The organism is Afipia carboxidovorans OM5, assembly GCF_000218565.1.
Lineage (GTDB): Bacteria > Pseudomonadota > Alphaproteobacteria > Rhizobiales > Xanthobacteraceae > Afipia > Afipia carboxidovorans.
In genome coordinates this window covers 958,914-980,725 of the sequence record NC_015684.1, presented here as the reverse complement: position 1 = coordinate 980,725, position 21,812 = coordinate 958,914, and the positions used below count along the sequence as shown (strand labels likewise).

Genomic DNA, 21,812 nt, shown 5'->3' with positions numbered 1-21,812 from the left:
GCGGCAATGCCTATGAGAAATATTTGTGCATGACGTGATGCGGCAGAGGCTGAAATGCAGCCGCGAAAGGTGTTATTAACCGCCATCGTTTGAGGTCGGCGGCGCGTTGCCCCGTCTTGCGAGAAACCGATGATTTCTTTTCACATCAGAGTTCCAAGCCAGGTTCGGGCGGGGTTCGTTTTGCCCGTCGCGCTGCTGACGCTCTCGGCGGTGGCGGCGCACGCGCATGCGCAGGACGAATCCTCGAACGACCAGGAGCCCGCGACTGAGGTCACCGCGACCGATATTCCGGAGCCGACCGCACTCGAATGGAGCCTGCTCGATCCCTCGATCCCGGTGACGATCGAGAAACCGATCAAATATCGCGGGCCGGCCACACTTTCGAGCGCCGCCGCAGCGAAGTGGGATCGCACCACGCGGGATGACGGCGGCGCTGCCGTGACCGTGAAACGGCCGCTGCTTCCGTTCTGGGACACCAAGGTCGGTGCCGATATGAGTGTCGCTTCCGGCGAGCCCGTGACGTCGGCCGACCTGCTCGCGCGCCGTGCACAAGGCGATACATCCTCGCTGCAATCGAGCGGCAGCGCCTGGGCACGCATGAGCGCACCCGGCGTCGCCGGCATCTGGGACAAAACCGCGATCGAAGCGCGGCTCGATCCGGCCGCCGATCAGAGCCGATTCGGCACCGCGCTCAGCAAGACGATTCCGCTCGACAACAATCAATACGCACTCACGGTGAAGAACGGTTACGCTGTTGCGCAGCCGCTTGATGCACCGATCGCAGGGCTCGGCCCGCGCACCGGCCGCAGCGTTGAGGCCGACCGCTCCGCAAAACTCGAATTCCGCAACACCGGCACGAGCTTCATCGCGGGCGAGACCATGTCGACACTCGACAACAAATGGCTCGGCCGCGTCGGCGCCGAGCAGAAGCTGTTCGGCGGAGTCAGCATCACCGGGATGCTTGCACAAACCATTGATGGCCCCGATAGCCGGAGCATCACCGCGGCCTACAAATATCATTGGTAGGCGCGCGTATTATATCGTTATCCCTTTCATAAAAAGCGTCTGAGATTGCCTCACTCCGGCCTCGTTCTCGTCATGATCGGCGGAGGTAATGCGCCCTCACGTCGTCGTGAGAGGGGCGACCTCTCGCAAGCGTTGCGAAAAGGAGAAAGCCGATGAACGCCATCCCGTCCGAGAAGGAAGACGAACACGAGATCGCCGACAATCTCGCAGCCGTCACCGATGTCGAAGCCGGCATCCGCGATTTCGTCCGCAACGATATCGCCTATCTGCGCAAGACGCCCTCGATTCTCAGCAATGGCGACACGCCGGATGCGGCGGCGGAAGCGACCGTCAATAACGTCAACACGCTGATCCAGCGCGTGGCTGGTGCGTCCGCCAACGAGATCGACACCCTGATTGCCGAACTCGAAGGCCTGCGTGCCTTCATGCATCAGGAAGGCCAGCGCGTGCAGCGTGAGCTCGCAAGCTTCGCGCAACTGAGCCAGACCGCGATGAAGTCGACCCGCATGATCGCGGACAGCCTCGCGCAGTGGAAGCGGCCTTCCGAACAGTAAGTTCTGCCAGAGCCTTTCTTCCGCAAGGCCGCCCGCCCGGGCGGCCTTGGCGTTGGCGCGCCGCACGGCAGGATTTCCTGCCGCCACCCGCATCGCCACATACTCTTTCGTTAAATATCCTTCGCAAAACAGCAGCGCCGCAGACTTTCTCCGGCGCACGCGTCGTGCAACAATTCGAACAAACGCAACATGGGGATTTGCGCATGTTCCAGTTCAACGATCTTTTTCAGTGGGATCGCTTCATCACTCCGACGATCATCAAGACATTCTACTGGCTTGTGATTGCGCTCGTCATCCTGAGCGGCATCTCGGGGATCTTCGGCGGGCTGTTGCAGATGGCGGTGAGTCCGTTCGCCGGTTTCATCATGGTGCTGATGGCGATCGCCGGCGTCGTCGCCGGCATCGTGTTCTCGCGCATCATTGCCGAACTCGTACTGATCATATTCCGGATCAACGAGCATCTCGGCGCCATCCGCGAACAGGGGCGCAGCGAAGCGCAGCCGCGGTTCTGAACCGCGACTGCGAACTTCAATCAGGTGTTGAAACGGAAATGCATCACGTCGCCATCGGCGACGACATATTCCTTGCCTTCGAGACGCAGTCTGCCCGCATCGCGCGCACCCGCTTCGCCGCCAAGCGTGACGTAATCGTCATAGGCGATGGTCTCGGCGCGGATGAAGCCCTTCTCGAAATCGGTATGGATCACACCTGCCGCGGCCGGCGCCTTGGTGCCCTTGGTGATGGTCCAGGCACGCGCTTCCTTCGGGCCCACGGTGAAGTAGGTGATGAGATGCAAGAGGTCGTAACCGGCGCGGATCAGGCGATCGAGACCGGCCTCTTCAAGCCCAAGCGTTTCGAGGAAATCCACGCGCTCCTCGCGTGACAGCGTCGCGATTTCGGATTCGATCTTCGCGGAGATGGCAACTGCTACTGCGCCTTCCTTCTTCGCATGCTCGAACACGGCCTTTGAAAAAGCGTTGCCGTCAGCCGCCGCGCCTTCTTCGACGTTGCAGACGTAAAGCACCGGCTTCGAGGTCAGCAGGCCGAGCATGCGGAAGGCCCGCTCCTCTTCCGCCTTGCGCTCGAGAAAGCGCGCGGGCTTGCCGTCACGCAACAGCTTCAGTGCGCGCTCGACGAGATCGAGCTGCTCCTTGGAATCCTTGTCGCCGCCCTTCGCCTTCTTGCTCAGATTGTCGACGCGCTTCTCGAGGCTTTCGAGGTCGGCAAGCATCAGCTCGGTCTCGATGGTCTCGATATCTTCAAGCGGCGCGATACGTCCTTCGACATGGGTGATGTCGGAATCCTCAAAGCAGCGCACCACATGCGCTACCGCATCCACCTCGCGAATGGTGGCAAGAAACTGGTTGCCGAGCCCTTCGCCCTTCGAGGCACCCTTCACCAGACCTGCGATGTCGACGAAGGTGAGCTGCGTCGGGATGATCTGCGCCGATTTCGCCACCTCAGCAAGTTTGTCGAGGCGCGGGTCCGGCACCGCGACCGCGCCGACATTCGGCTCAATCGTACAGAACGGATAGTTCGCGGCCTGCGCTGCCGCGGTTTCCGTGAGCGCATTGAACAGCGTGGACTTACCGACGTTCGGCAGTCCGACAATGCCGCATTTGAATCCCATGATCTTCTTTCGATTATGGCAGGTCTACCGGTTGGCTCTAATCGTCATACGCGGGCTCGGCCCGCGTATCCATCTTCTTTGAAAGATGGATGGCCGGGTCAAGCCCGGCCATGACCACATCGTTGTTCGGGAAGTATCGGTGTCAGTCCTTCCCGCCGTTGTTCTCCGTCGCAAATCCCTTCGCATCCATCGCAAGGTGCACCCTGTTCTGGAACTGAGAGTCTTTACCAGACACCAGAAGCTCCGCATGCTCCGCGACCGTTTCGCAAAGCGCCGCGACCCACGGCCGCTCGGACTTCGCAAAGTCGTTCAGCACATGGATATGCACGATCTCCTTGACGCCGGGATGCCCGACACCGAGGCGCACGCGGCGATATTCGTTGCCGAGATGCGCCGAAATCGAGCGCAAGCCATTGTGGCCCGCGATGCCGCCGCCGACCTTCACGCGCATCTTCGCCGGCGGCAGTTCGATCTCGTCGTGAAACACCACGACTTCACTCTCGCCAAGCTTGAAGAACTTCGCCGCCTCCTGCACCGCGCGGCCGGATTCGTTCATGTAGGTCGCAGGCTTCAGCAGAACGACGCGTTCGCCCCCCAGCACGCCCTCGGAGGTCTCGCCTTGAAAACGACGGCGCCACGGTGAGAAACCGTGACGCCGCGCAATCTCGTCGACAACCATAAACCCGATATTGTGCCGATTGCCTTCGTACTTCGATCCGGGATTGCCCAGTCCGACGAACAGGCGCATGGCGCGGGTGTTCTCTTACTTCTTCTTGTCGCCGCCGGCCGCGGGAGCCTTGGCGGCAGCAGCCGCAGGAGCCTTCGCAGCACCAGCCGCAGGCGCCGCAGCACCGGCCGCAGGCGCAGCCGCACCGGCCGCAGCCGCCGCAGCGTCAGCACCGCCCTTGGCTTCCTCGCCCATGCCAGACGGCGGAACGACGGTCACAAGCGTCATGCCCTCGCGCAACACCGGCTTCACGCCCTTCGGCAGCGCAACATCGTTGAGGTGCACCGAGTTGTTGATCTCGAGCTTGGAAACGTCGACCTCGATGAACTGCGGAATATGATCGACCTCGGCTTCGAGTTCGACCGTGTGGTTCACGATGTTGACGGTGCCGCCGCGCTTCACGCCCGGAGAAAGTTCGGCGCCCTTGACGTGCAGCGGAACGCTGACGCGGATGGTCGCGCCTTCGCCGAGGCGGAGGAAATCGACATGCAGCGGGAAATCCTTCACCGGATCGAGCGCGTAGTCGCGCGGAATCACCCGGTACTTCTGGCCGTCCAGATCGATGTTGAACAGCGTGGTGAGGAAGTGGCCCGCGAAAATGCTCTGACGCAGAGCCTTGTCATCGAGAGAAATCGTCACCGGCGGTTTGTTGTCGCCGTAAATCACAGCCGGCACGCGGCCAGCACGACGTTCAGCCCGAGCGGCCCCCTTGCCGGCCTTCGGACGAGCGGTCGCCTTCAATTCCTTGACGGTCGCCATTTTGGTAAGTCCTTGTTTTTACAAAAGTTAAGGGCCGCAAACGCGGCCCGATCGGTCGCCGCGGCAAGCCTCCAGGGGTGCGGGGGCCGCGAACGAGGCGGTTCTTAGCCAAAATGGCCCCAAAACACAAGGAATCCCGCAGGGACACCGCTTCGGCGGGCCGGGCCACTGGGAGCAGCCGGCAAACCTCGCGTCCCTTAAAATTCTAAGGGTTCCGAAACGGTTTTATCGGAACTTTACCCCTAGGGTCACGCGGCCGGCAGAACAGCCGGCGGCCCCACGACAGTTTCAGGGTTTCAGAAGAGGCCAAGATGACGCTTGCATACAGCTCCGCCGCCCGGCGGCGCGTGCTCCTTGCATCAGACCGCGCTGACCGCAGCGAAGACCTGACGGCCATTCTGATGAATGCCGGCGAGGTTGAGCGGATAACGACCGCGGAAATGCCGGACGATCCGCAGAGCTATGCAGGCATCGTGATCGATATCGATCTGTCGTCCGTGCCGAGTGTGCAGACCGTGCGCCGCAAGCTGACCGGCAAGGCCTATCAGGGCATGCCGCGGCTGTTCGTGCTGTCGGATTCGTTGCATCGCGAAGCGACGCAGGCATGGTCGCTCGGTGCGACCGATACCATCCGGTGGCCATTCGATCCCAAAACCATTCTGCAGCGCCTTGCTCTCTCCTTCCCTCAGACGGAGGAAGAGACGAGCGCAAGCATCGTCCTCAGCGAAGGCGTCTCGGCCGCGCAGGACGTCATGGTCCGCATGTTCGAGAAGCTGCCCGCGGGCGAGCCGCTCTCCTACAATCACGTCGTGCGCGCCGAGGACAAAATCCTGCGTGCGCTACGCCGCTCGGGCCTGCGCGAATGGCTCGTGGCCATCAACAAGCATCACATACGCAGCTATCGGCACACGCTGTTCGTCACCGGCTATGCCGTCGCTTTCGCCCAGCACCTCGGCATGCGCAACGAAGACCAGCGTCGCCTCGCCCGCGCCGCGCTGATCCACGATGTCGGCAAGGCGTACGTTCCGCTGGCGATCCTCGACAAGACCGAGGCGCTGACATCTGAGGAAGAAGCCGCTTTCGCCAAGCATGTGGAGATCGGCCACGAGGTGCTGAAAGCCCACGGCGATTTTCCGCCGGAGATGCTCGACGTCGTGCTGCACCATCACGAACTGCTTGATGGCACCGGCTATCCGCAAAAGCTACGCGGCGATCAGATCTCGGACATCGTACGGATGATTACGATCATCGACATCTTCGCGATGCTGGTCGAGGATCGCGCCGACAGTCCGCCGATGTCGCATGAGGACGCGATCGCGGTGATGGAGCGGATGCACACGCAGATCGATCAGCCGCTCCTGCAGGCGTTCCGGCCGGTGGCGCTCGGGGCGTAACAGGCATTTCTTATTGAGGCAGAATTCGTCATGCACGGACTTGATCCGCGCATCCATCTTTTTTGAAAAATGATGGATTGCCGGGTCAAAAGGCGTTCACGCCCGTCTTTGACGGGCTATGTCCGGCAATGACACATTGGGTTAGCTGCTGCCGAGAGCTAGGCGCCGCCGAGTTTCGCCTCAATCGCTGCGAGCCGCTCTTTCAGCGCCTCGTTTTCCTCACGTGCGAGCCGCGCCATCTCCTTCAGTGCCTCGAATTCCTCGCGCTTGACGAGATCGAGATCGTTGAGGATGCGTTCGGCCTGATGGCGCACCACCGTGTCGATCTCGCGCTTGACACCCTGGGCGGCGCCGGCGGCATCGTTCATCAGGCGTGCGACTTCATCAAAAAAACGGTTGCTGGTCTGGGTCATCTCATTCTCCCAATGGCCCCAAAGCGGCCTCGATCATCACGATGGCCGGGTGTTGTTCCCACAATGGGGATCGAAAGGCGCGTGCGCAAGTGATCTGAGACATGATCTGAGACCTCATCTGACGATGCTTTGATGGTGTAAGACAGAGCCACGCTTGACTTTCGCCCGCCGCAACGGCCATCACCGCACCGAGACGACCGCCACGGGATCGCCCGCCGATGCTGTTTACCATCCTCTTCACCGCAACGCTGATCCCGCTCCTGCTCCAGTTTCCGGCGTTCGATCCGATCGCATTGAATCTCGGGCCGCTCGCGATCCGCTGGTACGCGCTCGCCTATATCGGCGGCATCGTGCTCGGCTGGCTCTATGCCCGACGCATCATTCGCACCGAGCGGCTGTGGGGCGGCCCTGCGCCGATGACGACGCTCGATTTCGACGACTTCATCCTGTGGGTGACGCTCGGCATCATTCTCGGCGGGCGGATCGGTTACGTCCTGTTCTACAATTTCGATTTCTTCCTCGCCCATCCACTGCAGATGCTGGAGCTGTGGAATGGCGGCATGTCATTCCACGGCGGCTTCCTCGGCTGCGTCGCCGCCGTTCTGGCGTTCGGATACCGGCGCAAGATTCCTGTTCTCTCGCTCGGCGATGTCACCTGCGCGGTCGGCCCGATCGGGCTGTTGCTCGGGCGGCTTGCGAATTTCGTCAACGGCGAATTGTGGGGCCGGCATGCCGACCCGAGCCTGCCATGGGCGATGGTCTTCCCGACCGGCGGGCCGCTGCCGCGCCACCCGAGCCAGCTCTATGAGGCCGGGCTTGAAGGCATCCTGCTCTTCATCATCCTCGCAATTGCGATCCGCGCCGGTGCGCTGAAGCGGTCAGGCCTCATCATCGGCATTTTCGCCACCGGCTACGGCCTCGCGCGCATCACCGGCGAATTTTTCCGTGAACCGGACCCGCAGCTCGGTTTTCTGTGGGGTGGCTTGACGATGGGAATGATATTGTCCGTCCCCATGATCGTCGCCGGACTGGCATTCATCGGTGCAGCCCTGCGCCGTCGCAACAATGAGGCATCGTGACCGAACACTCCCCGCTCGAACACTATCTGCGTCATCTCATCGCCACCGCCGGGCCGATGCCGGTCGCCCGTTACATGCAGCTCTGCATGACGCATCCGGACTACGGCTATTACGTCAGCCGCGATCCGCTCGGCCGCGGCGGCGACTTCATCACCGCGCCGGAAATCTCACAGATGTTCGGCGAGCTGATCGGCCTGTGGGCAGCCTCGGTGTGGAATGCGATGGGTATGCCCGAGCGCGTGCAACTGATCGAACTCGGCCCCGGCCGCGGCACCATGATGGCGGACGCACTGCGCGCGATCCGGATTCTACCGGCGTTCTATGAGGCAATCGAAGTCCACCTGATCGAACTCAGCCCGTCGCTGCGCGCGGTTCAGCGCGACACGCTCGCCGACGTCAAACCGTTCCAGTGGCATCATCTGCTCGGTGACGTGCCCGACGGCCCGGCGATCATTCTCGCCAACGAATATTTCGACGCCCTGCCGATCCATCAGATGGTGAAGCAGGAGACCGGCTGGCACGAGCGGATGGTGGGTCTCGTCGACGACGCTTTCGCCTACACCATCGCGCCGGAGCCGACGCCGCGCTTCGGGGTGTCGGTGCCGCCGCATGTCCGCAACGCGCCGAACGGCACCATCTTCGAATGGCGCGAGACCAACGAGATCATGGCGATCGCACGCCGCATCCGCGAATTCGGTGGCGCCGCGCTGCTGATCGATTACGGCCATATCCGCAGCGACGCCGGCGACACCTTCCAGGCCGTCGCACGGCACGAATACGCCGATCCGCTGCGCACGCCCGGCACCGCGGACCTGACCGCCCATGTCGATTTCCAGGCACTGGCCGACGCCGCGCAGACAATGGGCGTTCTCACCCACGGCCCCGTCGAACAGGGCGCGTTTCTCACGCAGCTCGGCATCGAGACCCGCGCACAGACGCTGATCAAACATTCCGCCTCGCAAAGCGCGAGCGACGTCGCGAGTGCGCTGAAGCGGCTGGTCGAGAGCGGCCCGAAGGCGATGGGCTCGCTCTTCAAGGTGCTCGGCCTGTCACATCCGTCGATCACGACGCTTGCAGCACTCTCTGACTCCAACGGTCCGGCATGATCGTCACATCATCCCTACTGTCGGGCCTGCCGGGTCTGCGCCATGCCTTCTTCACCCGCGAGGGCGGCGTGTCCCAAGGCATTTACGAGAGCCTGAACGGCGGGCTCGGCTCGAACGATGATCCCGCGCATGTCGCGGAAAACCGCAGCCGCATGGCGCGGACGCTCGGCGTTGCGCCCTCGCATCTTCTGGCACTCTATCAGGTGCACTCGCCTGATGTCGCAATCGTCACCGAACCATGGACGCCTGACGCCCGCCCGCATGCTGACGCCATGGTGACGCGGACGGCCGGGATCGCGCTCGGCATCTCGACCGCGGATTGCGGGCCGGTACTGTTCGCCGATCCAAACGCACGGGTGATCGGCGCGGCCCATGCTGGATGGAAAGGTGCGTTCGGCGGCGTGATCGAGGCGACGCTTGCTGCGATGGAAAAACTCGGCGCAGACCGCAGCAATATCCACGCGGCGATCGGCCCGCTGATCCGCCAGCAGAGTTACGAGGTCGGCGCGGAGTTCGTGGAACGCTTCACCGCGACGGATGCCGCTAACGTGCGCTACTTCACCGCCTCCACGCGTGCGGACCATGCAATGTTCGATCTCGCAGGCTTTATTCGCGCGCGGCTCGACAGCGCTGGCGTCGCACATATCGACGATGTCGGGCTCGATACCTATGCGGATGCGCGCTTCTTCAGCTATCGCCGTACCACGCACCGTGCGGAACCCGACTACGGCCGCAACATCCACGCGCTGGTGCTGGATTAACCAAGCCGTGGCATCTCCGGGTCTGCCCTAGACCTTAACGCATTTTAACGATATCGCTTGGACCTACAGCGCGACAGACGCTGGCGGGGATGCGTGACTTGACGCTTTCAAGTGCAAAGACGGCAGCGGGCCACAACGGTCCCGCACGGCACCTGCGCTGGCTCGTGCTCGGCGCGCTGGCGATGCTTGCGGCAGGCTGCACGGCGCAGGGGCCGAGCCCGACCGCCTCGCAGGGTTTCGGCCCGACGGTCGCTTTCGATTCCGTGGATGGCCCACCGCCGCAGGTGTTTCAGCGGCTCGTCCGCGTGCTCGAGGCTGAAGGCGCCACCCGCAACATTTCCGTGGTCTCGCGCGACGCCAACCCCTCCTATCGCGTGCGCAGCTATTATGCCGCGCAGGTCGAGCGTGGCAGCCGCCGCGCCTCGATTTCATGGGTCTGGGATGTCTATGACGTCGACCAGAGCCGAGCGATGCGCCTGAGCGGCACCGAACCCGCAGGCGCGGCCGGGCGCGATGCCTGGGACGCCGCCGACGACGCCGTGCTGCGCAAGATTTCCCAGGCAGGCCTCGTCGGGCTCGCCACGCTGGTGAACGGCGGCACCCCGGCAAGCCCGGCCCCGCCGGTTCCCGAAGCGTCCGGCCCCGCCGTGGCGGCATTGCCGGGAGATAGCGCCCCTGCTGCTGACGCCGCGCCTCAGGCGCTCGCCTTCAGCGGCCAGTAACCGCGAGATTCACCGGAAAAACACCGTAAGACTTATTGCCAGCAGCGGTATGCGCTTGTTATCACCCCGGCAACTGCCAAGAGCTGCCAAGAGCCGAATAACAGGGACCTGCCGACATGCTGACGAGCGTAGGAACGAAGACGCGCGACAAGGTCTCCGCGTCGGCGAAGAACGGTTCGATCAAGCTCGTCACCGGCAATTCCAACCCGGAACTGGCTCAGGCCATATCCGCCCATCTTGACCTGCCGATGACAAAGGCCGTGGTCCGGCGCTTCGCCGACATGGAAGTCTTTGTCGAGATTCAGGAAAACGTCCGCGGCTCCGACGTCTTCGTGGTGCAGTCCACATCCTATCCGGCCAACGACCACCTGATGGAGCTGCTCATCATCATCGACGCGTTGCGTCGTGCCTCCGCGCGCCGCATCACCGCGGTGGTGCCCTATTTCGGTTACGCCCGGCAGGACCGCAAGGCGGGACCGCGCACGCCGATCTCGGCCAAGCTGGTCGCCAACCTCATCACCCATGCCGGTGCCGATCGCGTGATGACGCTCGACCTGCATGCCGGGCAGATTCAGGGCTTCTTCGATATCCCGACCGACAATCTCTACGCCGCGCCGGTGATGGTCCGCGACATCCGCGAGCGCTTCGACCTCGGCAGCGTGATGGTGGTGTCACCCGACGTCGGCGGCGTGGTTCGCGCGCGCGGCCTCGCCAAGCGCATCAACGCGCCGCTCTCCATCATCGACAAACGCCGCGAGCGCGCGGGCGAGTCAGAGGTGATGAACGTGATCGGCGACGTCACCGGCTACACCTGCGTGCTCGTCGACGATATCGTCGATTCCGGCGGCACGCTGGTGAACGCGGCCGACGCGCTGCTCGCCAAGGGTGCCAAGGAAGTCTACGCCTACATCACCCACGGCGTGCTCTCGGGCGGTGCCATCGCCCGCATCACCGCCTCGAAGCTCAAGGAGCTCGTGATCACCGACTCGATCCAGGCAACCGAGGCGGTACGCAACGCGCCCAACATCCGCACGCTCTCGATCGCGAACCTGATCGGCGAAGCGATCGACCGCACGGCGTCGGAAGAGTCGGTGTCGAGCCTGTTCGACTGACGCGACCATTCGCGTCCGCCTCGTCCTCCTCCATCTTCGATCATCTTCCGCTGCTTAAGCGAGACGCCTGTTCTCGCCCGCATCCCGACTCATTTTCAGCCTGCGGAATCCTCCTGCGCCGGCTAACGCCGAGGCGCTTGCAGACAGTTCGCGGGACTCGCATCGCGCGAAGATTTTGCGCGAGACTCGTAACCGTCGATTTGATTCCGGTTTGTTCTCGTTTCGCCTGTTGATGACTGCATTTTTTTTCTGAATGCCTGTGGAACGAGTCCCCGGTCGATTGCGCCGGAGTCGCAAATCACAGATCAATTCTCGGGCACGTTCGATACGGCCTGACGAAGCCACTCGAATTTGCGACGGGATCACCGTCGAACCGTTTTGCCCTCGTTTCGCGTGCACCAAGCCACAGGATGAAACCGGCATGTCCCTTCTGGACATCACTCTCGATTCAACATCCAGCCCGCTCGCGGTCGTCGAGGAAATTGCGGCCAACAACGATCTCGCCTTCGAGCGCTCAGGCGAAGACGAAGTCACGATCGTCTACAAGGGCCACTTCACCGACTATCAGGTATCCTTCACATGGATGCCGGAGATCGAGGCGTTGCACGTTGCCTGCGCCTTCGACATGAAGATTCCAGCTGGCCGCCGCGCCGAGGTGCAGCGCCTGATCGCCGCCGCCAACGAGCAGATGTGGGTCGGACATTTCGATCTCTGGTCGCAGTCGGGCATGGTGATGCACCGCCAGTCGCTGCTGCTGCCGCGCAACCTCACCGCCACCAACGCGCAGTGCGAAATGATGTTCGAGACGGCGGTGATGGCCTGCGAGCGCTACTTCCCCGCCTTCCAGTTCGTGGTCTGGAGCGGCAAGACCGCGACGGATGCCATGTCGGCGGCGATGTTCGATACCGTGGGCGAAGCCTAGGACGAAGACCCGGCCTGAAACATCGCAACCAGCCGATTGGTCGGCTTGTTGCAAGTATCACCCTGACATACAAATTGCCTCTGGGTCCCCGCCTTCGCGGGGCGATGCGGCGTTGGAACGATGACCTCACCTCACACCGATATTCTTGCCAAGCTTAACGGCACGATCCTGCTCGCTGGTGCGGGCAAGATGGGCAGCGCGATGCTCGCCGGCTGGCTCGCGCAAGGTGTTGCCGCGAACAAGCTCGCGGTGATCGACCCTGCACCGTCCGCCGACATCACAAAGCTCGCTGCGCAGGGCCTTCGCATCAATCCGGATCACGACGCGCTGAGCGGCGTCGATGCGCTGGTGCTGGCGGTGAAGCCGCAGATGTTTGCCGATGCCGCGCCGCAATTGCGCAAGCATGTCGGGCCCGAGACACTCGTCCTCTCGATCATGGCAGGCGTACCGATCGCAAAGCTCGCGCAAGCCTGCGGTGGCAAGGTGGTGCGGGCGATGCCCAACACACCTGCCGCCATCGGACGCGGCGCCACCGTTGCAGTGGCGGACAAGAGCGTTGGCGATACACAGCGCGCCATTGCCGATGCGCTGTTGCGCGCAACCGGCCTTGTCGAATGGATCGAGGACGAAACGCTGATGGATGCCGTCACCGCCGTCTCCGGCTCCGGCCCGGCCTATGTCTTCCTGCTAGCGGAAGAGCTTGCCCGTGCCGGTGTTGCAGCGGGGCTGCCGCCTGAGTTGGCAACGCGGCTTGCGCGCGAGACGGTCGCGGGTGCAGGCGAACTCCTGCACCGCTCGGAATTGAGGAGCGAGACGCTGCGGAAGAACGTGACTTCGCCCGGCGGCACCACAGCGGCCGCACTCGACGTGCTGATGGGTGCCAACGGCTTTCAGCCGCTGCTGACGCGCGCCGTGGCGGCGGCGGCAAAACGCTCGAAAGAACTGGCGAAGTAACTCTCTCTCCCCTTGTGGGAGAGGGAAAAAGAGCTACACCGGCACACGCACCGCAGCGCGCAGGCCGCCGAGCGGGCTGTCGGCCAACGTGATATCGCCGCCATGAGCGCGGGCGATGTCGCGGGCGATGGCAAGGCCGAGCCCGCTGCCACCCTCGTCCTGATTGCGTGCATCGTCGAGCCGCAGGAACGGCTTGAAGACTTCTTCGCGCAACTGCAGCGGAATGCCGGGGCCGTCATCGTCCACCGTCACCGTCAGCCAGCGGTCATCGCGAAAGCCGGTGATGGCGATTGTGTCGGCGTGGCGCGCGGCATTCGACACGAGGTTCGCGAGACAGCGCTTGAACGATGCGGGGCGCACCGTGACCATCGGGTCGCCCTCGAAGGCCACGCGCACCGGATGACCATGGCGTTCGGCGTCGCTGGCCAATTCCTCCAGCGCCTGCGCCATGTCGGTCAATGTAGCCTGCTCGCCGCCGTCGCCGCGCGCAAACGCAAGATAATCCTCGAGCATGCCGCTCATCTCATCGACATCCTTACGCATGCCCTCGGCTTCCGGCGCATCGCCGAGCAAGGCGAGTTCAAGCTTGAAGCGGGTAAGGATGGTACGCAGGTCGTGGCTCACGCCTGCAAGCATCGTCGTGCGCTGCTCGAGGCTGCGCTCGACACGCTCCTTCATCTCCATGAAGGCTTGCGCCGCGCGTCGCACCTCGCGCGCCCCGCGCGGGCGGAAATTCGGCGCATCGCGGCCTTTGCCGAAATTCTCCGCGGCATCGGCAAGATGCAGGATTGGCCGGATCTGATTGCGCAGGAACAGGACCGCGACGATCAGGAGGATCGACGACGTGCCGAGCATCCAGAAGATGAAGATCTGCGAGTTCGAGGCATAGGCGGCGCTGCGCTGGGCGTAAATCCGCATTACCGTGTCTTCGAGCTTGATGCGGATCTCGACCGTGTTGGAGCGCCCGACCGTATCGATCCAGAATGGCCGGCCAATCTGGCGGCTCAATTGCAGCGACAGCGTCTGGTCAAGCAGCGAGAAGAACGGCTTCGGCCCCGGCGCCGGCATGTCGTTCGGCGGCAGGAAATCCACCACGAGACCAAGCCGCGTCTGGGCGATGCGGCGAAGCTGCACACGATCCTTGTCCTGCGGATAGGATTTGTAGACATCGATCAGCGCCGAGATGTCCTGCACCACCGCCGCCGAGAGCCGCCGGGTCACCGTGTTCCAGTGACGCTCCATGAATACGAACGCCACCACCGACTGCAGGATCACCATCGGCACAATGATGATCAGCAGCGCGCGCGCATAGAGGCCTTTCGGCATCAGCTCTTTGAGGCCACGGCCGAACCAGCCGTTCAGCGTCGAGAGTCCGCGCCCGAGCGCGCCTAACATCGATTTTGCGGAGACAAGCGCACTCATGGGCGAACAGCGATTGGGCGAGCAGCGGCTAGGCGGACAGCGACGGTCATGGCGAGGCAACCAGTCGATAGCCGATGCCACGCACCGCCTGCAGGAACAGCGGATTGGCGGGATCGCGCTCGATCTTGCGGCGCAGGCGGTTGATCTGCACGTCGACCGCCCGCTCGTTGCCGTTATTGCCGTTGCCGGTCAGCATTGCGCGCGACACCGTCTCGCCCGGCGCAGACGCAAGAATGCGCAGCATCTCGCGTTCGCGGTCGGTCAGGTGGATCACCTCATCGCCGTTGCGCAGTTCGCCGCGCTCGAGATGATAGACGTAAGGCCCGAACGCCACCGACTCCACCGGCATCACCGCGATCGGCGCCACACGCTTCAGGATGTTGGCGATCCGCAGCAACAGCTCGCGCGGCTCGAAGGGCTTTGCGACGTAATCGTCGGCACCAATCTGCAGACCCTCGATCCTGCTTTCCGCCTCATGGCGCGCAGTCAGCATGATGATCGGCACTTGCGAGGTTTCACGCAACGCCCGTGCCAGCTCGAAGCCGGTTTCGCCTGGCATCATCACATCGAGAATCAGGAGATCGAAATCAAGGCCGGTCAGCTTGGCGCGCGCCGCAGCAGCACTCCGCGCGGTGGTGACGCGGTAGCCTTCATTGCCGAGAAAGCGCGAAAGCAGATCGCGAATGCGGCGGTCATCGTCGACGAGCAACAGATGCGGCGCCTCGTCGTCGATCCGTCTTGGCTTTCTCTCGCCGGCCGCTGCCTCGTTCACGCCCTCGTCCTCATTTCTCCCCGGCCCTTGAGAATGGTCTGCAGCACCTTGTCGGGATCGTCATGGTCGATCAGGCCGAGCAGGAACTTGCGCACGCTGTCCGCGCCCTCGCGGCCGAGCGGGGCCAGCGCCCGCTCGATGCGGCGGGTCTGCAGGCTCGCAAGCCGCACCACAAGCGCTTCGCCTTTCGGCGTGGCAAAAAGAAGACGCTGGCGGCGATCGCTGTCGCCGGCGCGCTGGACGATGTAACCCTCATCGAGGAGCTGCTTCAGCACGCGGCCGAGCGACTGCTTGGTGATGCGCAACACCTGCAGAAGATCGGCGACCTTGAGGCCGGGGTAGCGCTGCACGAAATGCATCACACGATGGTGGGCGCGGCCGAAGCCGAACTCCTCCAGCACATGGTCGGCGTCGCCGACGAAATCGCGATAGGCGAAAAACAGAAGCTCGACGATGTCCCACCGGACCTCGGATGCCGGCGTTTGCCCTTTTGCACTGTCGGTTTTCAAGGTTCTCATACTTATGTCAGTCATGTTGACATATTTTTGGTGTTACGTTACAAAGCAGATGTCTTTTGTGAAACTTTCGGAAAATCTCGGCCGTCTCCCGAATGTCCTCCAGGGATTAAAAGGCAACGGCGCAAAGTCGCGATTGTCCGCCTGCCCGGCGCGAAACATACTGGACTTCACGGATTTCGCGAAATCGTAAAGAACACCGCCGCAAAGGCATGGCGCGCAGCCACGCAGCGCAGCCGCAGCGTACAACAAACGGGAGAGCAACCATGGGCGTGTCCTTCGACAAGATCGACGGCGCGGCGCTATTGAATTTCGAGATTCGCCCGACAGCGAATCCGACGCCGGAGACCGAGCGCGCCGCCAAGCTCTCCAACCTCGGCTTCGGCCAGGTGTTCACCGATCACATGGCGGTCGTCCGCTATAGCACCGCGAAGGGCTGGCACAGCGCGCGCGTCGAATCCCGCGCGGCTTTCGCACTCGATCCCGCGACCGCAGTGCTGCACTACGCCCAGGAAATTTTCGAAGGCCTCAAAGCCTACAAGCGCGATGACGGCGGCGTGAACCTGTTCCGTCCCGACGCCAATGCACGCCGCTTCTGGAATTCGGCCGAGCGGATGGCGATGGCGCCGTTGCCGGAGCACGTCTTTATCGAGGCCGTGGAGCAACTCGTGCGCATCGACCACGACTGGATTCCCGGCGGCGAAGGCAGCCTCTATCTACGGCCCTTCATGATCGCCAACGAGGTGTTCCTCGGCGTCAAGCCGTCGGCCGAATACATCTTCGCCGTTATTGCTTCGCCGGTCGGCTCCTACTTCAAGGGGGGCCCTGCGCCGGTCTCGATCTGGGTATCAGAGAATTTCACCCGCGCCGCGATCGGCGGCACCGGCGCCGTCAAATGCGGCGGCAACTACGCCGCAAGCCTGCGCGCGCAGGCCGAGGCGATCGAGCATAGCTGCGATCAGGTCGTGTTCCTCGATGCGCTCGAGCGCCGTTATGTCGAAGAGCTCGGCGGCATGAACATCTTTTTCGTGTTCGATGACGGCTCGCTGCTGACGCCGCCGCTCGGCACCATCCTGCCCGGCATTACCCGCGACTCGATTATCAAGCTCGCACGGGAAGCCGGCAGAGAGGTCCGCGAAGATACTTATTCGATCGAGCAGTGGCGAGCTGACGCCGCGAGCGGAAAACTGAAAGAGGCTTTTGCCTGCGGCACCGCAGCCGTGATCTCGCCGATCGGCAAGGTGCGCTCGCCGCACGGCGATTTCCAGATCAACGGCGGCGCCGCAGGCCCGGTCGCGACGGGATTGCGCAAGCAACTCGTCGATATCCAGTACGGCCGCGCGGCCGATCCGCACGAGTGGATTCGCAAAGTGGTGTGAGCGGCACGCTCTCCGCTTCCATATATTTGCAAAAGATCGAACGCCGCAGTCTTCACTGCGGCGTTTTCAATTGGCGGGCACGAGGCCGAGTCGCGCGCGCCGCATCCAGCGCCCGATCATCGCGCACGCAACCACGGCAAGCCCGACCGCAAGGCCGATCCAGATGCCGACACCATCGAAGCCGAACTTGAAGGCGAGCAACAAGCTCAGCGTCATGCCGATGCCCCAATAGCCGACGGCGGCATAGATCATCGGCACCCGCGTATCCTGCAGCCCGCGCAGCATGCCCGCGCCGACCACCTGCGCACCATCGGCAATCTGGAAGATCGCGGCCCACATCAGGAACGACGCCGCAAGGCCGATCACCGCGGCATTCGCCGGATCGTTGACGTTGATGAAGGCGGCAATGAGTAGCTGCGGCGCGGCCAGCATCAGCACGCTCATCGACGCCATGAAGCCGATCGCCAGCGCAAATGCAGTCCAGCCCGAACGCGTGACGGCATCGGCATCGCGCGCACCATAGGCAAGCCCTACGCGCACCGTTGCCGCCTGCCCGACGCCCATCGGGACCATGAAGCTCGTCGAGGCGATCTGGATCGCAATCGCGTGCGCGGCAATCGCCGCCGTACCGAACTGCCCCATCAGGAACACGGCGGCGTTGAATACGGTGATCTCGAACATGATCGTCGCGCCGATCGGCAGACCGATCCGCCACAGCGTGCGCAGCCGCGGCCAATCCGGCCGCCACCAGTGTCCGAACAGCGCATAGCGGCGGAACGGCCTGGCCCGAGTCACCACTACGACGAAGCATGCGAACAGAACGGTGTTCGACAGCGCGGTCGCAGTGCCGGAGCCGATGAGTCCCATCGCCGGGAAACCGAAATGGCCAAACACCAGCGCATAGTTTGCAAGAATGTTGAAGACGAATGCGAAACCGGTGACGACCAGCGCCCACGCCGGCCGCTCCAGCGCGGCGACGAACGAACGCAGCGCGATGTAGCCGAGCGACGGCAACAGGCCCCACTGCAAATGGTGCATGAAGGAAGCCGCTTCCGCGGCAAGCTCAGGTTCGATCCGGAACAGGATCAGGATCGCTTCCGCCTGCCACAGCATGACCCAACACGGAAGCGCGATCAGCGCCGCAGTCCACAGCCCCTGCCGGAAAGTGCGGCGCACGTCGCGCACCATGTGCAGCTTGCGGCCAATCGCGCTCGCCATCATCGGCGAGGTCGCAGTGAGCACGCCGATGCCGAACAGATGCACGGCGAGATAGAGGTTGAAGCCGAGGGTCGCGGCGGCAAGCGCGGTTGGCCCGAGCCGCCCCACCACGATCATGTCCGTCGTCGCGAGCGCGATCTGTACGAGGTTGGTCAGCACCAGCGGCCAGGCAAGCGAGAGAGTTGCGCGAAATTCATCGCGCCAGGTTTCTCGCTGCAAAGTCTCCCCATGCGAAGTCTCGCGCAGGGCTGCGTCCGGACGAGGCTTGAAAAGCATGCGATCCTTTAACGTTGCGAACCGGCATTGGAAAGCGCAGGGGTATCGCAAGATCGCGGCGGTTTGGCCAGCGGCGCGGCCGCAGGCGAGCCATGAGCAACGCCACTGTCATGGCCGGGCTCGTCCCGGCCATCCACGTCTTATCTAACTCGAATGCTGAAAACATGGATGCCCGGCATAAAGCCGGGCATGACGGGTATTGGTTCCTTACGGCTGGGCGCGCGCCGTCCACATCTCGTAAGGGTCGTCGCCGTCGATGCGAACGGGAACATGCGTTGCCTTCAGCGACTGCGCGGAAATCGGTCGCGCCATTTCGGCATAGATCGTCGCCGTGGACAGGCCGTAGCGCTCGCCCTCATCATTGGAATAGGCGTAGGCAAGTTCGCGAATGCCGGTGAGATGCATCGCCGCAAGGCACATCGGACACGGGTGGCCGCTCGCATAGACGATACAACCATCGAGCCGCGGCGTGCCGAGCACTCGGCTTGCGGCGCGAATGGCCTGCAATTCAGCGTGGGTCGTCGGATCGCCGGTTGCACCAATCTCGTTGACGCCGGTCGCGATCACCTTGCCGTCCTTGACGAGCACCGCGCCGAACGGGCGGCCACCGTTACGGACGTTGTTGCGCGCCAGTTCGATCGCCTCGCACAGAAAGCGCTCCGTATCCGACATGGATGCCTCCTGAATTTTGTTCAGCGCAGGTCCTGCGCGCCGACCCAGAACACTTCGCCTTCCGAGTCCTCGGTATCGAGCCACAGGAGCGGCAGCATCGGGAATGCATCCTCCACCGCCTCGCGGCATCGGCCGACCTCACACAGAAGTCCGCCCTGCGGGGTAAGGTGCGCACCCGCCTCGCTCACGATCCGCCGCACGATATCGATGCCGTCGCGTCCGCCATCGAAGGCGAGCTTCGGCTCGTGCCGGCACTCGGGCGGCAGCGATGACATGCCTTCCGCATCCACATAAGGCGGATTTGAAATGATGAGGTCGTAGCGCGCATCGCCAAGCGGCGCGAACAGATTGCCCCGATGCAGTGCGATGCGATCCTCTAATCCATAATCGGCGACGTTCTTCGCGGCGACCGCAAGCGCGTCCTTAGAGATATCGACCGCCTCGACGCTCGCATTGTAGAACGTCTGCGCCGCCAAGATTGCGAGACAGCCGGAGCCGGTGCACAGATCGAGCACGCGCGAAACGCTGCCCGGATCGTCGATCAGCGGCATCTCGCTTTCGCCGCTGAAATGCGTGTCCAGTATTTCGCCGATGAACGAGCGTGGCACGATCACCCGCTCGTCGACATAAAACGGCAGGCCGCGCATGTAGATCTTGTTGAGGAGATAAGCGGCAGGCTTTCGCGTACGCACGCGCTGCTCGATCAGGCCGAGCAGCTTTGCGGCCTCTGTGCGGGTGACGCGCGCCTGCGCAAAGCCGTCGAACTGTTCAGGCTCAAGATGCAGCGCACCGGTAACGAGAAACACCGCCTCGGCCACCGGATCGGTGGTGCCATGCGCGAACACAAGTTCGGCCTCGTTGAAGCGGCTCACCGCATAGCGCAGGTAATCGAGCAGCGTAACGAGTTCGCCGGGTTTGGCAGCAGGCTTCACCATCGCCGCCTTGCGGCGCGTCGGCGCGGAGGCTTTCTTTTTCGCCTTTGCGGTGCGCGCCACTATTTGCGCTCCCAGCGCGAGGTGGCATCGTCATCCTTGCCGCAGGCCTCGACCCAGACTCCGCCTTCACCGGTGAGACGCTTCTCAGATTTCCAGAACGGCGCGTTGGTCTTCAGATAATCCATCAAGAACTCCGCAGCCTGAAACGCCGCCTCGCGATGCGACGATGCCGTCAGCACCAGCACGATATTGTCGCCCGGCGTCAGCGTGCCGAAACGATGGATCACGGTGACGCCGGCCAGCGGCCAGCGACGGCGCGCTTCCTCGGCATGGCGGCGGATCTCGGTTTCGGCCATGCCCGGATAATGCTCCAGCGTCATTTCCGAAATCGCGAGGTCATCCTCCCCGACACGGCAGATGCCGACGAAGCTCACCACCGCGCCGATGTCCGGCCGATTGGCGGTGAGCATCCGCGTCTCGAGCGCCACGTCGAAATCGTCGTGCTGCACGCGGACAGTGATCGGGATCGTCATGATCGTTTCTCGAATTCACGCATGCTCGGACCGGAAATCCGGTTTGTGCGGAACATGCGTCTCAGCCGCCCGTCATCGGCGGGAAGAACGCGATCTCGCGCGCGCCCGCAATCGCCGCATCGGACCTCGCATGCGTATGGTCGATCGCGGCGCGGATGATTCCGGGCTTCTCGAAAGCGCGGGCATATTCCTCGCCCTGCTCCGCGAGCCAGCCGATCAGGTCGCCGACAGTACGCACGGCGGCGGGCGGCTCGATCGTCTCTTCCGCCTTGCCGATGCGCTCGCGCACCCATGCGAAATAGAGAACCTTCATCATTCATCCTCCACGAGGTGATGGATGCCGGAGCGGAAATAGTCCCATCCGGTGTAGAGCGTCACAATCGCCGAAATCCACAACAGCGTGATCCCGATCGGGATCGTCGCCGGCAGGATATCCTCACCCGCCTCGCCCGCGATCAGGAAGCCGAGCGCGACGAGCTGGACCGTGGTCTTCCACTTCGCAAGCTGCGTCACCGGGACACGGACATGAAGCGCGGCGAGATATTCGCGCAGGCCCGACACCAGAATTTCGCGGCACAGGATCACGAACGCCGCCCACAGCGACCAGCCCCGGATGGTCTCGTCAGCCGCGAGCATCAGAAGACAGGCCGCGACCAGAAGCTTGTCGGCGATGGGATCGAGCATCCGCCCGAACGCCGATTGCTGATTCCACATCCGCGCGTAATAGCCGTCGAGGAAATCGGTGACGGCAGCGACGATGAAAACCGCAAGGGCGATCCACCGCAGCCAGAGCGGTCCCTGAGCAACCGATTGCGCATACATGCAGCCGGCCACGATCGGCACCGCCGCGATCCGTGAGTAGGTCAGGAGGTTCGGCAGCGCAAACGAGTGTTTGAGCGACTTGCGGGTGGTCACACTGGACATGGCTCCG

General features: G+C 63.2%; 25 protein-coding genes. 12 read left to right on the top strand and 13 right to left on the bottom strand.

What is annotated here, in order from left to right; genetic code table 11:
* Positions 1-180: 180 nt before the first annotated feature.
* The 3 genes from OCA5_RS04665 to OCA5_RS04655 all read left to right on the top strand — a co-directional run bounded on the left by OCA5_RS04665 (position 181) and on the right by OCA5_RS04655 (position 2,092).
* Positions 181-1,026: a hypothetical protein gene (locus OCA5_RS04665; RefSeq protein WP_012564315.1), complete on the top strand. Its 846-nt coding sequence runs from the start codon at positions 181-183 to the stop codon at positions 1,024-1,026.
* 152 nt (positions 1,027-1,178) lie between these two features.
* The gene (locus OCA5_RS04660; protein ID WP_012564316.1) at positions 1,179-1,580 is read left to right on the top strand and encodes a hypothetical protein; all 402 of its coding nucleotides are present in this window, start codon (positions 1,179-1,181) and stop codon (positions 1,578-1,580) included.
* A gap of 203 nt (positions 1,581-1,783) precedes the next feature.
* Positions 1,784-2,092: a DUF4282 domain-containing protein gene (locus OCA5_RS04655; RefSeq protein WP_012564317.1), complete on the top strand. Its 309-nt coding sequence runs from the start codon at positions 1,784-1,786 to the stop codon at positions 2,090-2,092.
* Between the two features lie 20 nt (positions 2,093-2,112).
* On the opposite strand, the gene ychF is transcribed toward OCA5_RS04655, so the two are convergent.
* The 3 genes from ychF to OCA5_RS04640 all read right to left on the bottom strand — a co-directional run bounded on the left by ychF (position 2,113) and on the right by OCA5_RS04640 (position 4,696).
* Positions 2,113-3,210 carry a redox-regulated ATPase YchF gene (gene ychF, locus OCA5_RS04650; RefSeq protein WP_012564318.1) on the bottom strand — a complete coding sequence of 366 codons (1,098 nt, stop codon included), beginning with the start codon at positions 3,208-3,210 and terminating at the stop codon, positions 2,113-2,115.
* A gap of 142 nt (positions 3,211-3,352) precedes the next feature.
* Positions 3,353-3,958: an aminoacyl-tRNA hydrolase gene (gene pth / locus OCA5_RS04645; RefSeq protein WP_012564319.1), complete on the bottom strand. Its 606-nt coding sequence runs from the start codon at positions 3,956-3,958 to the stop codon at positions 3,353-3,355.
* 15 nt (positions 3,959-3,973) lie between these two features.
* The gene (locus OCA5_RS04640) at positions 3,974-4,696 is read right to left on the bottom strand and encodes a 50S ribosomal protein L25/general stress protein Ctc (RefSeq protein ID WP_012564320.1); all 723 of its coding nucleotides are present in this window, start codon (positions 4,694-4,696) and stop codon (positions 3,974-3,976) included.
* A 311-nt stretch (positions 4,697-5,007) separates the two neighbouring features.
* Between OCA5_RS04640 and OCA5_RS04635 the strand changes: the two genes are divergently transcribed.
* The gene (locus OCA5_RS04635) at positions 5,008-6,090 is read left to right on the top strand and encodes an HD-GYP domain-containing protein (RefSeq protein WP_012564321.1); all 1,083 of its coding nucleotides are present in this window, start codon (positions 5,008-5,010) and stop codon (positions 6,088-6,090) included.
* 158 nt (positions 6,091-6,248) lie between these two features.
* Here the strand turns inward: OCA5_RS04635 and OCA5_RS04630 are convergent, their stop codons facing one another.
* The gene (locus OCA5_RS04630) at positions 6,249-6,503 is read right to left on the bottom strand and encodes an accessory factor UbiK family protein (RefSeq protein ID WP_012564322.1); all 255 of its coding nucleotides are present in this window, start codon (positions 6,501-6,503) and stop codon (positions 6,249-6,251) included.
* A 218-nt stretch (positions 6,504-6,721) separates the two neighbouring features.
* Here OCA5_RS04630 and lgt point away from each other — a divergent pair, with 218 nt between their 5' ends.
* The 7 genes from lgt to proC all read left to right on the top strand — a co-directional run bounded on the left by lgt (position 6,722) and on the right by proC (position 13,159).
* Complete coding sequence (lgt, locus tag OCA5_RS04625) at positions 6,722-7,582, top strand: prolipoprotein diacylglyceryl transferase (protein ID WP_012564323.1); 861 nt, start codon at positions 6,722-6,724, stop codon at positions 7,580-7,582.
* Complete coding sequence (locus tag OCA5_RS04620) at positions 7,579-8,688, top strand: class I SAM-dependent methyltransferase (RefSeq protein ID WP_012564324.1); 1,110 nt, start codon at positions 7,579-7,581, stop codon at positions 8,686-8,688. Before lgt ends, OCA5_RS04620 begins: the two co-directional genes overlap by 4 nt.
* Positions 8,685-9,449 (top strand): peptidoglycan editing factor PgeF, encoded by a 765-nt coding sequence (gene pgeF, locus OCA5_RS04615; protein WP_012564325.1) that lies wholly within the window; start codon positions 8,685-8,687, stop codon positions 9,447-9,449. Before OCA5_RS04620 ends, pgeF begins: the two co-directional genes overlap by 4 nt.
* Before the next feature lie 89 nt (positions 9,450-9,538).
* Positions 9,539-10,171, top strand: a complete 633-nt coding sequence (locus OCA5_RS04610; protein ID WP_013912883.1) for a hypothetical protein — start codon at positions 9,539-9,541, stop codon at positions 10,169-10,171.
* Positions 10,172-10,287: 116 nt separating this feature from the next.
* Positions 10,288-11,283: a ribose-phosphate pyrophosphokinase gene (locus OCA5_RS04605; protein ID WP_012564327.1), complete on the top strand. Its 996-nt coding sequence runs from the start codon at positions 10,288-10,290 to the stop codon at positions 11,281-11,283.
* Positions 11,284-11,704: 421 nt separating this feature from the next.
* Complete coding sequence (locus OCA5_RS04600) at positions 11,705-12,205, top strand: type III secretion system chaperone family protein (protein ID WP_012564329.1); 501 nt, start codon at positions 11,705-11,707, stop codon at positions 12,203-12,205.
* 120 nt (positions 12,206-12,325) lie between these two features.
* Entirely contained in the window at positions 12,326-13,159 is an 834-nt protein-coding gene (gene proC / locus OCA5_RS04595; RefSeq protein WP_012564330.1) for a pyrroline-5-carboxylate reductase, read from the top strand.
* Between the two features lie 33 nt (positions 13,160-13,192).
* Here the strand turns inward: proC and OCA5_RS04590 are convergent, their stop codons facing one another.
* From OCA5_RS04590 to OCA5_RS04580, 3 genes are read right to left on the bottom strand one after another with little or no spacing between them, the layout of a single operon-like run.
* A complete protein-coding gene (locus tag OCA5_RS04590) occupies positions 13,193-14,581 on the bottom strand; it encodes an ATP-binding protein (RefSeq protein ID WP_012564331.1) in 1,389 nt (462 codons plus the stop codon).
* Positions 14,582-14,627: 46 nt separating this feature from the next.
* Positions 14,628-15,353 (bottom strand): response regulator, encoded by a 726-nt coding sequence (locus OCA5_RS04585; RefSeq protein ID WP_012564332.1) that lies wholly within the window; start codon positions 15,351-15,353, stop codon positions 14,628-14,630.
* The gene (locus OCA5_RS04580) at positions 15,350-15,871 is read right to left on the bottom strand and encodes a MarR family winged helix-turn-helix transcriptional regulator (protein ID WP_012564333.1); all 522 of its coding nucleotides are present in this window, start codon (positions 15,869-15,871) and stop codon (positions 15,350-15,352) included. Before OCA5_RS04580 ends, OCA5_RS04585 begins: the two co-directional genes overlap by 4 nt.
* Before the next feature lie 263 nt (positions 15,872-16,134).
* Between OCA5_RS04580 and OCA5_RS04575 the strand changes: the two genes are divergently transcribed.
* Positions 16,135-17,247: a branched-chain amino acid aminotransferase gene (locus tag OCA5_RS04575; RefSeq protein ID WP_012564335.1), complete on the top strand. Its 1,113-nt coding sequence runs from the start codon at positions 16,135-16,137 to the stop codon at positions 17,245-17,247.
* Between the two features lie 66 nt (positions 17,248-17,313).
* On the opposite strand, the gene OCA5_RS04570 is transcribed toward OCA5_RS04575, so the two are convergent.
* The 6 genes from OCA5_RS04570 to pgsA form a co-directional block, all read right to left on the bottom strand.
* Positions 17,314-18,741, bottom strand: a complete 1,428-nt coding sequence (locus OCA5_RS04570; RefSeq protein WP_012564336.1) for an MATE family efflux transporter — start codon at positions 18,739-18,741, stop codon at positions 17,314-17,316.
* Positions 18,742-18,948: 207 nt separating this feature from the next.
* Positions 18,949-19,413, bottom strand: coding sequence for a nucleoside deaminase (locus OCA5_RS04565; protein ID WP_012564338.1), 465 nt, complete (start codon positions 19,411-19,413; stop codon positions 18,949-18,951).
* A 20-nt stretch (positions 19,414-19,433) separates the two neighbouring features.
* Positions 19,434-20,348, bottom strand: coding sequence for a 50S ribosomal protein L3 N(5)-glutamine methyltransferase (prmB, locus tag OCA5_RS04560; protein ID WP_013912881.1), 915 nt, complete (start codon positions 20,346-20,348; stop codon positions 19,434-19,436).
* A 59-nt stretch (positions 20,349-20,407) separates the two neighbouring features.
* Positions 20,408-20,881 carry a molybdenum cofactor biosynthesis protein MoaE gene (locus tag OCA5_RS04555; protein ID WP_012564340.1) on the bottom strand — a complete coding sequence of 158 codons (474 nt, stop codon included), beginning with the start codon at positions 20,879-20,881 and terminating at the stop codon, positions 20,408-20,410.
* 61 nt (positions 20,882-20,942) lie between these two features.
* Complete coding sequence (gene moaD / locus OCA5_RS04550; protein ID WP_012564341.1) at positions 20,943-21,194, bottom strand: molybdopterin converting factor subunit 1; 252 nt, start codon at positions 21,192-21,194, stop codon at positions 20,943-20,945.
* Complete coding sequence (pgsA, locus tag OCA5_RS04545) at positions 21,194-21,805, bottom strand: CDP-diacylglycerol--glycerol-3-phosphate 3-phosphatidyltransferase (protein WP_013912880.1); 612 nt, start codon at positions 21,803-21,805, stop codon at positions 21,194-21,196. The genes moaD and pgsA overlap by 1 nt, the downstream gene beginning before the upstream one ends.
* Positions 21,806-21,812 lie beyond the last annotated feature (7 nt).

Coding starts and splice junctions, on each gene's coding strand:
- OCA5_RS04630 (WP_012564322.1), bottom strand. CDS start 6,503: ATGACCCAGACCAGCAACCGTTTTTTTGATGAAGTCGCACGCCTGATG.
- OCA5_RS04660 (WP_012564316.1), top strand. CDS start 1,179: ATGAACGCCATCCCGTCCGAGAAGGAAGACGAACACGAGATCGCCGAC.
- lgt (WP_012564323.1), top strand. CDS start 6,722: ATGCTGTTTACCATCCTCTTCACCGCAACGCTGATCCCGCTCCTGCTC.
- pth (WP_012564319.1), bottom strand. CDS start 3,958: ATGCGCCTGTTCGTCGGACTGGGCAATCCCGGATCGAAGTACGAAGGC.
- OCA5_RS04570 (WP_012564336.1), bottom strand. CDS start 18,741: ATGCTTTTCAAGCCTCGTCCGGACGCAGCCCTGCGCGAGACTTCGCAT.
- OCA5_RS04635 (WP_012564321.1), top strand. CDS start 5,008: ATGACGCTTGCATACAGCTCCGCCGCCCGGCGGCGCGTGCTCCTTGCA.
- OCA5_RS04580 (WP_012564333.1), bottom strand. CDS start 15,871: ATGAGAACCTTGAAAACCGACAGTGCAAAAGGGCAAACGCCGGCATCC.
- proC (WP_012564330.1), top strand. CDS start 12,326: ATGACCTCACCTCACACCGATATTCTTGCCAAGCTTAACGGCACGATC.
- OCA5_RS04590 (WP_012564331.1), bottom strand. CDS start 14,581: ATGAGTGCGCTTGTCTCCGCAAAATCGATGTTAGGCGCGCTCGGGCGC.
- OCA5_RS04575 (WP_012564335.1), top strand. CDS start 16,135: ATGGGCGTGTCCTTCGACAAGATCGACGGCGCGGCGCTATTGAATTTC.
- prmB (WP_013912881.1), bottom strand. CDS start 20,348: ATGGTGAAGCCTGCTGCCAAACCCGGCGAACTCGTTACGCTGCTCGAT.
- OCA5_RS04655 (WP_012564317.1), top strand. CDS start 1,784: ATGTTCCAGTTCAACGATCTTTTTCAGTGGGATCGCTTCATCACTCCG.
- OCA5_RS04565 (WP_012564338.1), bottom strand. CDS start 19,413: ATGTCGGATACGGAGCGCTTTCTGTGCGAGGCGATCGAACTGGCGCGC.
- OCA5_RS04555 (WP_012564340.1), bottom strand. CDS start 20,881: ATGACGATCCCGATCACTGTCCGCGTGCAGCACGACGATTTCGACGTG.
- OCA5_RS04610 (WP_013912883.1), top strand. CDS start 9,539: ATGCGTGACTTGACGCTTTCAAGTGCAAAGACGGCAGCGGGCCACAAC.
- pgeF (WP_012564325.1), top strand. CDS start 8,685: ATGATCGTCACATCATCCCTACTGTCGGGCCTGCCGGGTCTGCGCCAT.
- pgsA (WP_013912880.1), bottom strand. CDS start 21,805: ATGTCCAGTGTGACCACCCGCAAGTCGCTCAAACACTCGTTTGCGCTG.
- OCA5_RS04640 (WP_012564320.1), bottom strand. CDS start 4,696: ATGGCGACCGTCAAGGAATTGAAGGCGACCGCTCGTCCGAAGGCCGGC.
- OCA5_RS04600 (WP_012564329.1), top strand. CDS start 11,705: ATGTCCCTTCTGGACATCACTCTCGATTCAACATCCAGCCCGCTCGCG.
- ychF (WP_012564318.1), bottom strand. CDS start 3,210: ATGGGATTCAAATGCGGCATTGTCGGACTGCCGAACGTCGGTAAGTCC.
- OCA5_RS04605 (WP_012564327.1), top strand. CDS start 10,288: ATGCTGACGAGCGTAGGAACGAAGACGCGCGACAAGGTCTCCGCGTCG.
- moaD (WP_012564341.1), bottom strand. CDS start 21,194: ATGAAGGTTCTCTATTTCGCATGGGTGCGCGAGCGCATCGGCAAGGCG.